This window comes from Achromobacter sp. SX5, from assembly GCF_056711425.1.
The window spans coordinates 860,778-875,734 of the sequence record NZ_CM160041.1; the positions used below are offsets into that span (position 1 = coordinate 860,778).

The window sequence follows — 14,957 nt, forward strand, 5'->3', positions numbered from 1 at the left end:
AATCTTGCATCGCACAAAAAGCTTCGGTACTATTCATACATCGGATGTTGAAACGCAGTCGGCGCGGTGCAAAACCCCGACAGCGCAGCGAGCGGAAAGCCAGCTCCCAACATGCCAAGGTTGTCTCCTCCACCCTCCTCCTTTGGTGGATTTAGCCCGAGATCTCACGATCTCGGGCTTTTTTTTGCCTGCGCAAGCTCCGTCCCCAGTTTATTCACCCAACCGCCGGGGCTTCGCGTTTTCCCTTGGATATTTCGGGTACACGCGGGCGGAAAGTTCTACAATCATCTGCATGAAATCCGTATTTCCGCGCGTCCGGGCGCTGGGCGTTACGTTCTGTGCCGGGGAATTGCACTTCCTTATTCCTCCCATATATGGGCGTTACACCTGCCTCCGATAATGGCGGGCCTGTCTCGATAGACCAACCAAAGGTGATGCTTTGACCTGGCTGTACATTTGCGTGGTCGCATTCATGGTGGGGGGACTCATCGTGGCGTCGGAGCGCTGGCATGGCGCTTTTACTGGCGACAGCGACCTCAACAAGCCTCAGGCCAACCATTCGCGGGCCACGCCCCGCGTGGGCGGCCTTGCGGTGCTGGCCGGCACGCTGGCCGGACTGCTGGTGCTCGGCCCCAGCAACATGACGCTGACCTGGCTGTGGCCCGCGCTGTTCGTCGCGGCGCTGCCGGTGTTCGTGGCCGGGCTGCTCGAGGACATCACCAAGGACATCGGCGCCAGCAAGCGCCTGCTGGCCGCGTTTCTGTCGGCCGCGATCGCGTGGTGGCTGCTGGGCGGCGTCAGCCGCGTGGGCATGGCCCCGGTGGATTACGTGCTCTCGTTCTGGCCGGTGTCGCTGCTGTTCACCATGTTCGCGGTGGGCGGCTGTACCCATGCGCTGAATATCGTCGACGGCATGAACGGCCTGGCCGGCATGGTCGCCACGCTGATGGCGGTTTCCATCAGCCTGGTGGCGCTGCAGGTCGGCGACGTGCCCATCTTCCTGGTGGCCGCGGCCCTGGCTTCGGCCACGCTGGGCTTCCTGGTCTGGAATTTCCCGTTCGGGCGCGTGTTCCTGGGCGACGGCGGCGCGTACTTCCTGGGCTTCATGCTGGCCGAGCTGGCCGTGCTGCTGGTGGTGCGCAACCCGTCGGTGTCGCCGTTCTACGCCCTGGCCGTGCTGTTCTACCCCGTATTCGAAACCGGCTTCTCGATCTGGCGCCGCCGCTTCAAGCGCGGCGTGCCGGTGGACCAGCCGGACGCGCTGCACCTGCACCAGCTGGTGTTCCGCCGCCTGGTCCGCGTGACGTTCAGCCGCGGCCGCCGCCATGCCGTGCCGGCGCTGTGCAACGCGCTGGCGTCGCCCTACATGTGGGTGCTGGCCCTGATCGGCCTGGTGCCGGCCACCATCTGGTGGGACAACGCCTGGGCGCTCGGCGCCAGTCTGGTGGTGTTCGCCAGCGTCTATATCTGGCTCTACGCGCGCCTCGTGTCCTGGCGCCGCCCCGGCTGGCTGCTGCTGCCGTCGGTCCTGCGGACCACCGATTAGCGTGGAGCGCCCCGGCGGCGGCCGCCGCCGGGCCAGGTTTATCTATCACCCGACCATATTTAAGATGCCGTAATCGTTCTACGGTGAAGGGAGAGTTATGTTGCAAATCCAGGATGTGAAGCTCGCGGTCGTCGGCCTGGGCTATGTGGGCCTGCCGCTGGCGGTGGAGTTCGGCAAGAAGCGCCCGGTCATCGGCTTCGATATCAACGCGCGCCGCATCGACGCGCTGAAGGCCGGCCACGACCATACGCTGGAAGTCAGCGACGCCGAACTGGCCGAAGCGGCCCAGCTGAGCTATACCGCCGACCGCGCGGAACTGGGCAAGGCCAACGTGTTCATCGTGACCGTGCCGACTCCCATCGACGAATACAAGCAGCCCGACCTGACGCCGCTGGTCAAGGCCAGCGAGACCATCGGCGCGGTGCTCAAGCGCGGCGACATCGTCATCTACGAATCCACCGTCTATCCGGGCGCCACCGAAGAAGACTGCGTGCCGGTGCTGGAGCGCGTCTCGGGCCTGAAGTTCAACGTCGATTTCTACGCGGGCTACAGCCCCGAGCGCATCAACCCGGGCGACAAGGAACACCGCGTCAACACGATCAAGAAGGTCACCTCCGGCTCCACGCCCGAAGTGGCCGAGCTGGTCGACCAGCTGTACCGCGAGATCATCACCGCCGGCACGCACAAGGCTTCCAGCATCCGCGTGGCCGAGGCCGCCAAGGTCATCGAGAACACGCAGCGGGACGTGAACATCGCGCTGATCAACGAGCTGGCCCTGATCTTCAACAAGATGGGCATCGACACTGAGGCCGTGCTGCAGGCCGCCGGCACCAAGTGGAACTTCCTGCCGTTCCGTCCGGGCCTGGTGGGCGGCCACTGCATCGGCGTGGACCCGTACTACCTGACCCACAAGGCGCAGTCCATCGGCTACCACCCCGAGATCATCCTGGCGGGCCGCCGCCTGAACGACTCGATGGGCAGCTATGTGGTGTCGCAGCTGGTCAAGGCCATGACCAAGCGCCGCATCCACGTGCAGGGCGCGCGCGTGCTGGTGATGGGCCTGGCCTTCAAGGAAAACTGCCCCGACCTGCGCAACACCCGCGTGGTCGACATCGTCAAGGAACTGGGCGACTACAACGTGGACGTGGACGTCTACGATCCCTGGGTCGACCCCGAAGAGGCGGTGCACGAATATGGCCTGACGCCGGTGGCGCAGCCCGAGCAAGGCAAGTACGACGCCGTGATCCTGGCGGTGGCGCACAACCAGTTCAAGGCGCTGGGCGCCGAGGGCATCCGCAAGCTGGGCAAGCCGCAGCACATCCTGTACGACCTGAAGTACGTGCTGTCGCCCGCCGACTCCGACCTGCGTCTCTGAGGATTGCCCATGACCACCCGTTTCGACACCATCAAGCAAGAACTGGCGGCCGCGCCGCGCAAGTGGCTGGTGACCGGCTGCGCCGGCTTCATCGGCTCGAACCTGCTGGAAACCCTGCTGAAGCTGGACCAGACCGTGACCGGCCTGGACAACTTCGCCACCGGCCACCAGCGCAACCTGGACGAGGTGCGCGCCTCGGTCAGCCCCGAGCAATGGGCGCGCTTCACCTTCATCGAAGGCGACATCCGCGACCTGGAAGCCTGCCGCCGCGCCGCGCAGGGCGTGGACTTCGTGCTGCACCAGGCGGCGCTGGGCTCGGTGCCGCGCTCGCTGAAGGACCCGATCACCACCAACGAGGTGAACATCGGCGGCTTCCTGAACATGCTGGTCGCGGCGCGCGACGCCGAGGTCAAGTCCTTCGTGTACGCGGCCTCCAGCTCCACCTACGGCGACCATCCCGCGCTGCCCAAGGTCGAGGAGAACATCGGCAATCCGCTGTCGCCGTACGCCGTGACCAAGTACGTCAACGAGCTGTACGCCGACGTGTTCGCCCGTTCCTACGGCTTCGAGAGCGTGGGCCTGCGCTACTTCAACGTGTTCGGCAAGCGCCAGGACCCGGACGGCGCCTACGCCGCGGTGATCCCCAAGTGGACCGCCGCCATGATCAAGGGCGACGACGTCACCATCAACGGCGACGGCGAGACCAGCCGCGACTTCTGCTTCGTGGACAACGCGGTGCAGGCCAACATCCTGGCTGCGATGGCGCCGGCCGAAGGCCGCAACCAGGTCTACAACGTGGCCGTCAGCGGCCGCAGCACCCTGAACCAGCTGTTCGGCTTCCTGGCGCAGGCGCTGGGCAAGCAGGGCGTGGACTACGCCAAGCAGCCGGTGTATGCGGATTTCCGCGCCGGCGACGTGCGCCATTCGCAGGCCGACGTCAGCAAGGCCGGCCGCCTGCTGGGCTACGCGCCCACCCACACGGTGCTGCAGGGCCTGGAAGTGGCCATGCCCTGGTACACGCAATTCCTGCGTTGATTTGAAAGCACTAGCCAGAAAACTCGGCAACATCCACCCGGACCACCTGCGCATATTCAAGGGCGCGTTCCGGGTGGCGGTGTTTCTGCTGTTGGGCAAGGCCGCCGGCGCCGTCAAGGAGATGGCGGTGGCGTACCGCTACGGCGTCAGCGACGCCGTGGACGCCTATCAATTCACCATGACGATGGCCACCTGGTTGCCCGTGACCATCGTGGGCGTGCTGTCGGTGGTGCTGATCCCGGTGCTGGTGCGGCTGCGCCGCGCCGAGGAAACCGAAAGACGCCTGTTCATCGGCGAGCTGCAAGGCTGGGTCGCCGCGGCCGGCGTGGCGCTGGCGCTGCTGACCTGGTTCGCCTGGCCGCAGGTGCTGGGCATGCTGGGCCAGGGCCTGTCGGCCCAGGTCCGCGAGATGACCGGCGAGCTGCTGGCGGCCTTCGCCCCGGTGGCGGCGCTGCTGCTCGTCGCCGGCATCAGCGCCGCCCGTCTGCGCGCGCAGGAGCGCCACGTCAACACTTTGCTCGACAGCGTGCCTGCCGTGGCCACCCTGGCCTGGGTCATGCTGGCGGCCAGCGCCGACGGCGTGGGGCCGCTGCTGTGGGGCACGCTGGTGGGCTACGCCATCCAGACCGTCTGGCTGGCCTGGCTGGCCGCGCGCGCCGACGGCGGCTTCTGGGGCGCGCCGCGCCTGTCGCTGCGTTCGCCGCACTGGCCGGAGCTGATGAGCGCGGCCGGCGTGATGCTGATCGGCCAGGTGGCCATGAGCTTCGTCGGCCCGCTGGACCAGTACGCCGCCGCCAACCTCGGCGCCAACGCCAACGCCACGCTGGGCTACGCCAGCCGGCTGCTGTCGCTGCTCCTGGGCATAGGCGCGGTATCGGTGGGACGCGCGGCGCTGCCCGTGCTGGCCGACGTGCAGGCGCGCGGCGATACCGGCCGCGCGCGCGTCATGGCCCTGAAATGGTCCGTGCTGATGGTGGCCGCCGGCGGCGGCGCGGTAGTGCTGGGCTGGGTGCTGGCGCCGTGGGGCGTGTCGGTGCTGTTCGAGCGCGGCGCCTTCACGGCCGAGAACACCCAGGCCGTGGCGCACGTGCTGCGCTGGGGGCTCCTGCAGCTGCCGTTCTATTTCGGCGTGCTGATCCTGGTGCAGTTGCTGGCCAGCCAGAACCGCTACCGCATCATGTCGGCCATCGCCGTGGGCAATTTCCTGCTGAAGGCGGCGCTGAATCCGTTGCTGGCGGCCCGCATGGGCGCGGCCGGCATCATGCTGGCCACCAGCCTCATGTACCTGCTGTCCTTCGCCTGCTACCTGCTGGTGGCGCTGCGCAAGGCCGAAACCAAGGAGGCCGATTGAATGTCCGAGACTGATTCCGGCCGGTCCCTGCGTGTCCTGCTGTTCATCCATTCGCTGGGCGGCGGCGGGGCCGAGCGGGTCGCCGCCGACCTGAGCGCGCACTGGGCCGAGATGGGCCGCGAGGTCATGGTGGTGACCCAGGCCGGCGCCGCGGGCGACGTCTATGCGCTGCATCCCAAGGTGCGCCGCGAGGTGCTGGACACCGCGGGCGAGGGCGGCGGACTGCGTGGGATCTGGAGCAACGTGCAGCGCGTGCGCGCGCTGCGCCGCGTGGTCCGGTCGTTTCGGCCCGACATCGTGCTGGGCATGATGACCACGGCCTCGGTGCTGTCGGTGCTGGCCTGCGCCGGCCTGTCGTGCCGGGTGATCGCGACCGAGCACACGCATCCGCCGTCGCAGACCCTGTCGGGCTTCTGGCAGCGCCTGCGGCGCCTGACCTATCCGCGCGCCGCGCGCGTGGTGGCGCTGACCCGCGGCACCGCGGACTGGCTGGACAGGTATGTGCCGGGCTGCCGGCTGGCCGTCATCCCCAATCCGGTGCATTTCCCGCTGCCGCGCGCGGAACCCGTGCTGGCGCCGGTTGCCGGCGCGGGCCGCAAGCGCCTGCTGGCCGTGGGCCGGCTGCATGCCGACAAGGGTTTCGACCTGCTGATCCAGGCCTATGCCCGGCTGGCGTCCTCGCATCCCGGATGGGATCTGGTTATCCTGGGCGAGGGCGACGAGCGGCGCGCGCTGGAGGCGCAGGTGCGCGAAGCCGGATTGCAGGAGCGCGTCTTCATGCCGGGACGCGCGGGCAATGTGGGCGACTGGTACGAAAGTGCCGACCTGTACGTGCTGACCTCGCGCTTCGAGGGCCTGTCCAACACCCTGCTCGAATCCATGGCCAGCGGCCTGGCCGCCGTCGCCTTCGATTGCGACACCGGCCCGCGCGAAATCGTGCGCGACGGGGTGGACGGCGTGCTGGTGCGGCCCAACGGCGACGTGCCCGCGCTGGTGGCGGCGCTGGATGCGCTCATGCGCGACGACGCCGGGCGCGCCCGCATGGCGCAGGCGGCGATCGACGTGCGCGAGCGGTTTTCGGCCGCGCGCGTGCTGCAGAAATGGCAAGAACTTTTTGACGGCGTGCGCGCGCCGGGCCGCTAGGGTCCGGGCGCGTCATGCCGTTGCTACGGTGACCACGAGAACAACATCATGTGTGGAATAGTCGGTATCTGGGGCCCCATCGGGAACAAGGCGCAAGTGCTGGCGGAAAGCTGCCGCCGCATCCGCCACCGCGGGCCCGACAGCAATGGCTTCTGGGAAGATCCCGAGGCCGAGCTGGCGCTGGCGCACGTGCGCCTGGCGATCCTGGACCTGACCGAAGCGGGCCACCAGCCCATGACCTCGGCCTGCGGCCGCTACGTCATGGTGTTCAACGGCGAGATCTACAACCACCTGGACATCCGCAAGCAGCTGGAGCAATCGGCGCTGGCGCCGTCCTGGCGCGGCCATTCCGACACCGAGACCCTGCTGGCGGGCTTCACCGCGCTGGGCATCGAGGCCACCTTGCAGGCCGCGGTGGGCATGTTCGCCATCGCGCTGTGGGACCGCGCCTCGCGCAAGCTGGTGCTGGCGCGCGACCGCATGGGCGAAAAGCCCCTGTACTACGGCTATTCGGGCGCGGAACTGGTGTTCGCCTCCGAACTCAAGGGCCTGATGCCGATCCCCGGCTTCGGCGGCGAACTGAACCGCAATGCCCTGGCCTCGTTCATGCGCCACAACTACATCCCGGCGCCGCAATCGATCTTCCAGGGCATCGCCAAGCTGCCGCCGGGCACCTGGGTCGAATTCACCGCCGACGACACCCGCAGCCGCCGCATGCCGCAGCCGCGCGTGTACTGGTCGGCGCGCGAGGCGGCCGACGTCGCCGCGCAGTCGCCGCTGTCGTTCGACAACGACGCGCAGGCCGCGCAGGCGCTCGAAGGCGTGCTGTCCAAGGCGGTGGGCGGCCAGATGCTGGCCGACGTGAGCCTGGGCGCGTTCCTGTCGGGCGGCATCGATTCGTCCACCATCGTCGCGCTGATGCAGGCGCAGAGTTCGCAGCCGGTGCGCACCTTCGCCATCGGCTTTCATGAGAAAGGCTACGACGAGGCGCAGCACGCCAAGGCCGTGGCCGCGCACCTCGGCACCGACCACACCGAGCTGTACGTGACGGCGGAGGACGCGCTGGCCGTGGTGCCCACGCTGGCCGACATGTACGACGAACCGTTCGCGGATTCCTCGCAGATCCCGACGTCGCTGGTCACGCGCATGGCGCGCCAGCACGTCACGGTGGCGCTGTCGGGCGACGGCGGCGACGAGCTGTTCGGCGGCTATTCGCGTTATTTCCGCGTGAACAACTGGTGGCAGAAGTGCGAGCGCGTGCCCGCGGTGCTGCGCAAGCCCGCCGGCGCGCTGCTGAGCGCCTCGGCGCTGCTGCCCGGGCGCGGCGCCTGGCGCGGCAAGGTCGGCAAGCTGGGCGAGTTGCTGCGCGCCGACACGCGCGGCGAGTTCTACCGCCATTTCGTTTCGTACTGGGCCGACCCGTCCAGCGTGGTCAAGGGCGGCGTGGAGCCGGTGTCGGAATTCGCGCGCGCCATGCAGGGCTCGACCTTCGAATCCATGATGAAGCTGGACACGGTCACCTACCTGCCCGATGACATCCTGGTCAAGGTGGACCGCGCCGCGATGGCCGTCAGCCTGGAGACGCGCGTGCCGCTGATCGACCATCGCGTCTACGAATTCGCCTGGAGCCTGCCGCACCGCTACAAGGTGCGCGGCGCCACCGGCAAATGGCTGCTGCGCCAGGTCCTGTACCGCCACGTTCCGCAGGCGCTGGTCGACCGGCCCAAGCGCGGCTTCGCCGTGCCGCTGGCCGCGTGGCTGCGCGGCCCCTTGCGCGAATGGGCCGATACGCTGCTGGACCCGGCGCGCCTGCGCCAGGAAGGCTGGTTCGAGCCCGAGCCCATTCTGCGCAAGTGGCGCGAACACACCTCGGGCCATCGCAACTGGGACAGCCATCTGTGGGGCGTGCTGATGATGCAGGCCTGGCTGGACCGCTATCGCAACGGCAGGAACCAGGGAGGATCGGTTGGGAGTCTTTGACGCATGAAAATACTGATGCTGGTCAGTTCCATGCACGCCGGCGGCGCCGAGCGCGTCGCCGCGACGCTGGTCAACGCCTGGGCCGAGCGGGGCGACAGCGTCACGCTGACGCCGACCTTCTCCTCCAAGGGCAGCTGCTTCTATCCGCTGTCGGACAAGGTGAAACTGGCCTGGCTGGCGGACCTGGCGGGCACCCGCGCCGGGGGCGCCAAGGCCGCGTTCGCGCGCCTGCTGGCGCTGCGCCGGCATATCCGCGACACCCGGCCGGACGTCGTGGTTTCATTCCTGACCAACGTCAACGTGGCCGCCATTCTGGCCACGCGCGGCCTGGGCGTGCCGCTCATCGTCTGCGAGCGCACCAATCCCGTGGCCGAAACCACCACCGGCAAGGTGTGGCGCAGGCTGCGCCGCCTGCTGTATCCGCGCGCCGACATGGTGACGGTGCAGGCCGAAGACACCGCGGGTCCGTTCGCGCGCCAGGTGCCCGGCATCAAGCGCCTGGCGGTCATTCCCAATCCCTTGCCCGCGCCGCTGCTGGACGCGCCGCTGGTGCGCCAGCGCGACGCCGGCCCGCGCGAACTGCTGGCGATGGGACGGCTGGTGAGCGACAAGCAGTTCGACCTGCTGATCGACGTCTATGCGCAGCTGGCGCCCGATTTCCCGGACTGGAACCTGCGCATCTGGGGAGAGGGGCCGGAGCGCGGCGCCCTGGAAGAACGCGTCGCCCGCCTGGGCCTGCAGTCGCGCGTCAGCCTGCCCGGCCGCACCGAGGCGCCGTGGGAGGAACTGGCGCGCGGACAGGCCTTCGTGCTGAGTTCGCTGGTCGAGGGCTTTCCCAACGTGCTGCTGGAAGCCATGTCGCTGGGCCTGCCCTGCGTGGCGTTCGACTGCCCCAGCGGTCCGCGCGAAATGACGCGCGACGGCCAGGACGCGCTGCTGGTGCCGGCCGGCGACCGCGATGCGCTGCGTGAAGCGCTGCGCCGGATCATGAGCGATGCCGGGCTGCGCGAGCAGCTGGGCCTGCGCGCCTCGGCCGCGGTGCGCCAGCGCTACGCGCTCGCCAACGTGCTGGCGCATTGGGACGAGCTGTTCGACGCGGTCAGGGAGGGGCGATGAGCGCCCGCAAGCTGCGCGTCATGCACGTGATCACCGGCCTGGGGCAGGGCGGCGCGGAGTCCGTGCTGCTGCGCCTGGCCACCTATCCGGAGGCGGCGGTGGAGCACACCGTGGTCTCGCTCACCGATGAGGGCATATACGGCGAGCGCCTGCGCGCCGCCGGCGTGGCCGTGCATGCGCTGGGCATGAAGCGCGGGCGGGTCAGCCTAGGCGGTTTTCTCGCCCTGCGCGCGCTGATCGCGCGCACGCGTCCGGACGCGGTGCAGACCTGGATGTACCACGCCGACCTGATCGGCGGCCTGGCCGCGCGCCTGGCCGGCGTGCGCGCCATCGCCTGGGGCATCCGCAACTCGGGCGAGCACCTGGAGCGCAGCAGCCGCTCGGCGCGGCTGGTGCTGCGCGCCTGCGCGCTGCTGTCGGGCTGGGTGCCCCGGGCCATCGTGTGCGCTGCCCAGAAAGCGGCCGAGCGCCACGCCGACAAAGGCTACCGGCGCGACCGGCTGGTGGTCGTCTCCAACGGCTACGACCTGTCGCGCTATACGCCCGACGAGGCCGCGCGCGCCCGCGTGCGCGCGCAATGGGGGCTGGCCGACGACGCGCCGGTGATCGGCTGCGTGGCGCGCTGGGACCCGCTCAAGGATCACGCCAACCTGCTGCGCGCCATCGCCGCGCTGGTGCGCGACGGCCGCGACGGCGGCCTGCGCTGCGTGCTGATCGGCCGTGGCATGGCGGCCGACAACCCCGAGCTGGGCGCTTTGATAGACCGGCTCGGGCTGCGCGAGCGGCTGGTGCTGGCCGGCCCCAGCGACGACGTGCCCGCGGCCATGAACGGCCTGGACCTGCACGTGCTGTCGAGCTGCGCCGAAGGATTTCCCAACGTGGTCGCCGAGGCCATGGCCTGCGGCGTCTATTGCGTGGTGACCGACGTCGGCGACGCGGCCTATATCGTCGGCGACACCGGCGTGGTGGTGCCGCCCGAGCAGCCCGAGGCGCTGGCGCGCGGCATCGAGACCGCGCTGCGCGAGGTGGCCGCGCGCGGCCGCGAGCGCGCCGGCCAGCCGGCCCGCGCCCGGGTGCTGGAACGGTTCGATCTCGCCCGCATGGTGCAAAGCTACATCGCCGTATGGCGCCGCATTTCTGGAGTGCAAGAATGAGCGCGCCGCGCCGCCTGCTGTTCGTCGTCAACAATCCGGCCTTCTTCATGTCGCATCGCGTGCCGGTGGCGCTGGCGGCGCAGCGCGCCGGCTACGAGATCCACGTCGCCACCATGGACGGCCCGGCCGTGGCCGAGATCGAGGCGCTGGGTATGGCGCACCACGCCATTCCCATGACGCGCAGCGGCAAGCATCCCTTGCAGGAGCTGGGCACGCTGCTGGCGCTGGTGCGCCTGTTCCGGCGACTGCGTCCGGACATCGTGCACCTGGTCACCATCAAGCCGGTGCTCTACGGCGGCATCGCCGCGCGCCTGACCCGCGTGCCGGGCATGGTCGCGGCGATCTCGGGGCTGGGCTTCGTGTTCCTGTCCAATTCGCTCAAGATGCGGCTGGTGCGCGCCGTGGTGGCGCGCCTGTACCGGCTGGCGCTGGGCCATCCGAACAGCCGCGTGATCTTCCAGAACGCCAGCGACCGCGACCTGCTCAAGTCGCTGGGCGCGGTGCGCGACGGCCAGGTGGTGCTGATCCGCGGCGCGGGCGTGGACCTGCAGGCCTACCGCGCCGTGCCCGAGCCGCCGGCCCCGCCCGTGGTCGTGACGATGGTGGCGCGCCTGCTGCGCGACAAGGGCGTGCAGGAATTCGTGCAGGCGGCGCGGCTGCTGCGCGAGCGCGGCGTGCCGGTGACGATGCAGCTGGTGGGCGGCGTGGACGCCGGCAACCCGACTTCCGCCACCCCCGAAGAGGTGCAGGCCTGGGAGCGTGAAGGCTGCGTGCGCGCGCTGGGCGAACGCAGCGACGTGGCCGGGCTGTACGCGGCCTCGCACATCGCCGTGCTGCCCTCGTACCGCGAGGGGCTGCCCAAGTCCCTGCTGGAAGCCGCGGCCTGCGGGCGCGCGGTGGTGACCACCGACGTGCCGGGCTGCCGCGACGCCATCGAGCCGGGCGAGACCGGCGTGCTGGTGCCGGTGCGCGATGCCCGGGGGCTGGCCGACGCCATCGCCCGCCTGGCCGGCGACGCGGCGCTGCGCCAGTCCATGGGCGCGGCGGGCAGGGCGCTGGCCGAACGCGAATTCGATATCGAGCGGGTCGCCCGCATCCACGTCGGCATCTACGACGCGCTGGGCGGCTGAGGCCTTTGCCGCCTCAGTGGCGGCGCGCGATGGCGTCGATCCAGTAGCGGGTGGAAGGGTCCTGCTCGATCGCCTGCGGCGCGTCCAGCTCGTGCATGATGCCCTTGGCCAGGACCTTGCCGAACTCGACCCCCCACTGATCGAAGGGATTGATGCCCCAGATCACGCCCTGCGTGAACACCTTGTGCTCGTACAGGGCCAGCAGCGCGCCCAGCGTGTAGGCCTCCAGGCGCGGCAGCACGATGAGCGACGACGGGCGCCCGCCCGGATGCACGCGATGGCGCGCCAGGCGCCGCGCGCGCGCCGGGTCGCGCTCGGTCGCCGAGGTTTCGGCCAGCGCTTCCTCGTAGGTCTTGCCGCGCAGCAGCGCCGAGCGCTGCGCCAGGCAGTTGGCGATCAGCAGTTCGTGGTGCCGCGCATAGGCGTGGGCGGGCTGCTCGCACAGGATGAAATCGACCGGCGCGCCGGCGGTGTCCTGGTGCAGCCATTGGAAGAACGTGTGCTGGCAGTCGGTGCCCGGCATGCCCCACACGGCCGGGCCGGTGGGCACGCCGGCGGGGCTGCCGTCGGCGGTGGCGACCTTGCCCAGCGATTCCATTTCCAGCTGCTGGGCCCAGGGCACCAGGTGGTAGAGGCGCGAGTCGTACGGCGCGATCACCAGCGAGTCGTAGCCCAGCACGCTGCGATTGACCACGCCGGCCAACGCCAGCTGCACCGGCGCGTTTTCCTCGATGGGCGCGTTGCGGAAATGCTCGTCCATGGCGGCCGCGCCGGCCAGCAACTGTTCGAACACCTCGTTGCCCAGCGCCAGCGCTATCGGCAGGCCGATGGCCGACCACAGCGAATAGCGTCCGCCCACCCAGTCCCAGATCTGGAAGATGTGGTCGGGCAGGATGCCGAGGTTGAGCGCGGCCTCGACGTTGGCAGTGATGGCCACGACCTGCCGGATGGGATCGGCCACGCCGGCGTCGCGCAGCCAGTTCATCGCCACTTCGGCGTTGGCCAGCGGTTCGGTGGTGGTGAACGACTTGGACGCGACGATGACCAGGGTGTCATGCGGGTCCAGGTGGCTCATGGCTTCGGCGACCGAATGCGAGTCCACGTTGGAGGCGAAGCGCACCTCGCGGCGCACCCCGCCGTGGCGCAAGGCCCGCGTCACCATGCGCGGGCCCCAGTCGCTGCCGCCTATGCCCAGGTGCAGCACACAGCCGTAGCGGTCGGCGGCGTCGGCCTTGCGCACGAATTCGCGCATGCGTTCGCGCTCGGCCAGCACGGCCTTGGCCACCATGGCCGGCGGCTCGGCGGCGCGCAGCGCGGTATGCCAGGCGGCGCGCTCTTCGGTCCAGTTGGCGTTGCCGCCGTCGAACAGGCGCGCGCGCGCGGCCTCGAAGCCCTGCTGCGCCAGCAGCGCGGCCTCGGCCTGCTGCAGCGCCGGCGAATAGGCCTGCGCGCTGAGGTCCAGGCGCAGCCCCGGGGCGCTGATCACCCGCAGCTGTTCCCCCCTTTTCGGGGCGGCACGGGTTGCGGCGATGAACTGTTGCCACGCAGGGCTGTGGGATAACGGCATAAGCAGTCTAGAAAGGCAGATGGGCTTGCGGCGCGAGCTTGCTCAATTCGCGGCGGAAGTCGGCTTGGATGCGTTGCAGCGCCTCGGCCGTCTGCGCTTCGAACCGCAGCACGACGACCGGCGTGGTGTTCGACGGACGCGCCAGGCCGAAACCGTCCGGATATTCGGCGCGCACGCCGTCGATGGTGATGACGCGCTTGGCGCCCGGGAACTGGCCCTGGTCCTGCAGCGCCTGGACCAGCGCGAAAGGCTGTCCTTCTTCCATTTCGAGCTTGAGCTCGGGCGTGGAGACGTCCTGGGGCAGGGCTTCCAGCATGGCGCAGGGATCGGCGGCGCGCGACACGATCTCCAGCAGGCGCGCACCGGTGTAGAGCCCGTCGTCGAAGCCGTACCAGCGTTCCTTGAAGAAGATGTGGCCGCTCATTTCGCCGGCCAGCGGCGCGCCGGTTTCGGCCAGCTTGGCCTTGACCAGCGAATGGCCGGTCTTCCACATGAGCGGCACGCCGCCGGCCGCCTCGACCGACAGGCCGACGTGGCGGCTGCACTTCACGTCGTAGATGATGGTGGCGCCGGGATTGCGTTCCAGCACGTCGCGCGCGAACAGCACCAGCTGGCGGTCGGGCCAGACGATCTGGCCGGACTTGGTGACCACGCCCAGGCGGTCGCCGTCGCCGTCGAAGGCCAGGCCCAGTTCGCAGTCGGTCTCGGCCACGCACTTGATCAGGTCCTGCAGGTTCTTGGGTTCGGCCGGGTCGGGGTGGTGGTTGGGGAAGTTGCCATCGACCTCGCAGAACAGCTCGGTGACCTCGCAGCCCAGCGCGCGGAACAGCGCCGGCGCGACCGCGCCGGCCACGCCGTTGCCGCAGTCGATGGCGATCTTCATGGGGCGGGCGAGCTTGACGCCCGAGGCCACGCGCGCGACGTAGGCGGCCACCAGGTCGAGCTGGCGGCGCGTGCCGGGGCGCGCGGCGGGCGCGGCCGCGCCGGCGTTCATGCTGGCCGCCAGCGCCTGCACGTCTTCGCCGTACAGGGCGCGTCCGCCCATCATCATCTTGAAGCCGTTGTACTTGGGCGGATTGTGGCTGCCGGTGATGGCCACGCCCGAGCCGGTCTGCATGACGTTGGCGGCGAAATACACCAGCGGCGTGGGCACCATGCCGATATCCAGCGTATCCACGCCGCCTTCCAGCATGCCTTCCTGCAGCGCCACCGACAGCATTTCGCTGCTCAGGCGGCCGTCGCGGCCGACGACCAGGGTCTGCACGCCTTGCTCGCGGGCACGCGCGGCCAGCGCCGCGCCCAGCGCGCGGGCGAAGCCGGCGTCGATCAGGTCCGGCACGGTGCCGCGGATGTCATAGGCCTTGAAGACGGCGGCGGGAAATTGCGTGTTGTTGCCCACGGCGATTCCTTTCATAGGGTTACAGCGCAAAGTCTCAATGGGTTAATGGTAAACCCGTATAGCAAGATGCGCTTGGCGACTGGCCAGGGCGAATTATCCCCCATTGGAGGTCGGCCTTCATCGGACGAATGCCGTAGGGCGTTTGCCCCCGGTTCGTCCGG

The 14,957-nt window shown here is 69.5% G+C and carries 11 protein-coding genes; 9 read left to right on the forward strand and 2 right to left on the reverse strand.

What is annotated here, in order from left to right; all coding sequences use genetic code 11:
- The first annotated feature begins 439 nt into the window (after positions 1-439).
- The 9 genes from AC1M14_RS03955 to AC1M14_RS03995 all read left to right on the forward strand — a co-directional run bounded on the left by AC1M14_RS03955 (position 440) and on the right by AC1M14_RS03995 (position 11,830).
- The gene (locus AC1M14_RS03955; RefSeq protein WP_043546295.1) at positions 440-1,546 is read left to right on the forward strand and encodes an MraY family glycosyltransferase; all 1,107 of its coding nucleotides are present in this window, start codon (positions 440-442) and stop codon (positions 1,544-1,546) included.
- Between the two features lie 97 nt (positions 1,547-1,643).
- Positions 1,644-2,921 carry a Vi polysaccharide biosynthesis UDP-N-acetylglucosamine C-6 dehydrogenase TviB gene (gene tviB, locus AC1M14_RS03960; RefSeq protein WP_102774015.1) on the forward strand — a complete coding sequence of 426 codons (1,278 nt, stop codon included), beginning with the start codon at positions 1,644-1,646 and terminating at the stop codon, positions 2,919-2,921.
- Between the two features lie 9 nt (positions 2,922-2,930).
- Positions 2,931-3,956, forward strand: coding sequence for an SDR family oxidoreductase (locus AC1M14_RS03965; RefSeq protein ID WP_102774014.1), 1,026 nt, complete (start codon positions 2,931-2,933; stop codon positions 3,954-3,956).
- A gap of 1 nt (position 3,957) precedes the next feature.
- The gene (murJ, locus tag AC1M14_RS03970) at positions 3,958-5,307 is read left to right on the forward strand and encodes a murein biosynthesis integral membrane protein MurJ (protein WP_102774013.1); all 1,350 of its coding nucleotides are present in this window, start codon (positions 3,958-3,960) and stop codon (positions 5,305-5,307) included.
- Complete coding sequence (locus tag AC1M14_RS03975) at positions 5,308-6,450, forward strand: glycosyltransferase family 4 protein (RefSeq protein WP_479731035.1); 1,143 nt, start codon at positions 5,308-5,310, stop codon at positions 6,448-6,450.
- A 48-nt stretch (positions 6,451-6,498) separates the two neighbouring features.
- Positions 6,499-8,430, forward strand: a complete 1,932-nt coding sequence (asnB, locus tag AC1M14_RS03980) for an asparagine synthase (glutamine-hydrolyzing) (protein WP_102774011.1) — start codon at positions 6,499-6,501, stop codon at positions 8,428-8,430.
- Positions 8,431-8,433: 3 nt separating this feature from the next.
- The gene (locus AC1M14_RS03985; protein WP_479731036.1) at positions 8,434-9,546 is read left to right on the forward strand and encodes a glycosyltransferase family 4 protein; all 1,113 of its coding nucleotides are present in this window, start codon (positions 8,434-8,436) and stop codon (positions 9,544-9,546) included.
- Positions 9,543-10,700: a glycosyltransferase family 4 protein gene (locus AC1M14_RS03990; RefSeq protein WP_181390982.1), complete on the forward strand. Its 1,158-nt coding sequence runs from the start codon at positions 9,543-9,545 to the stop codon at positions 10,698-10,700. The genes AC1M14_RS03985 and AC1M14_RS03990 overlap by 4 nt, the downstream gene beginning before the upstream one ends.
- A complete protein-coding gene (locus tag AC1M14_RS03995) occupies positions 10,697-11,830 on the forward strand; it encodes a glycosyltransferase family 4 protein (protein ID WP_209164511.1) in 1,134 nt (377 codons plus the stop codon). Before AC1M14_RS03990 ends, AC1M14_RS03995 begins: the two co-directional genes overlap by 4 nt.
- Before the next feature lie 13 nt (positions 11,831-11,843).
- Here AC1M14_RS03995 and pgi read toward each other — a convergent pair whose 3' ends face one another.
- Together pgi and AC1M14_RS04005 are read right to left on the reverse strand one after the other, a co-directional pair.
- Positions 11,844-13,397 (reverse strand): glucose-6-phosphate isomerase, encoded by a 1,554-nt coding sequence (gene pgi, locus AC1M14_RS04000; protein WP_479731037.1) that lies wholly within the window; start codon positions 13,395-13,397, stop codon positions 11,844-11,846.
- A gap of 7 nt (positions 13,398-13,404) precedes the next feature.
- A complete protein-coding gene (locus tag AC1M14_RS04005; RefSeq protein WP_102774008.1) occupies positions 13,405-14,811 on the reverse strand; it encodes a phosphomannomutase/phosphoglucomutase in 1,407 nt (468 codons plus the stop codon).
- Positions 14,812-14,957: the final 146 nt, after the last annotated feature.

Bases quoted from the DNA above. Each gene is read 5' to 3' on its own strand.
- pgi (WP_479731037.1), bottom strand. From the start codon at position 13,397: ATGCCGTTATCCCACAGCCCTGCGTGGCAACAGTTCATCGCCGCAACC.
- AC1M14_RS03995 (WP_209164511.1), top strand. From the start codon at position 10,697: ATGAGCGCGCCGCGCCGCCTGCTGTTCGTCGTCAACAATCCGGCCTTC.
- AC1M14_RS04005 (WP_102774008.1), bottom strand. From the start codon at position 14,811: ATGAAAGGAATCGCCGTGGGCAACAACACGCAATTTCCCGCCGCCGTC.
- AC1M14_RS03990 (WP_181390982.1), top strand. From the start codon at position 9,543: ATGAGCGCCCGCAAGCTGCGCGTCATGCACGTGATCACCGGCCTGGGG.
- tviB (WP_102774015.1), top strand. From the start codon at position 1,644: ATGTTGCAAATCCAGGATGTGAAGCTCGCGGTCGTCGGCCTGGGCTAT.
- AC1M14_RS03975 (WP_479731035.1), top strand. From the start codon at position 5,308: ATGTCCGAGACTGATTCCGGCCGGTCCCTGCGTGTCCTGCTGTTCATC.
- asnB (WP_102774011.1), top strand. From the start codon at position 6,499: ATGTGTGGAATAGTCGGTATCTGGGGCCCCATCGGGAACAAGGCGCAA.
- AC1M14_RS03965 (WP_102774014.1), top strand. From the start codon at position 2,931: ATGACCACCCGTTTCGACACCATCAAGCAAGAACTGGCGGCCGCGCCG.
- AC1M14_RS03985 (WP_479731036.1), top strand. From the start codon at position 8,434: ATGAAAATACTGATGCTGGTCAGTTCCATGCACGCCGGCGGCGCCGAG.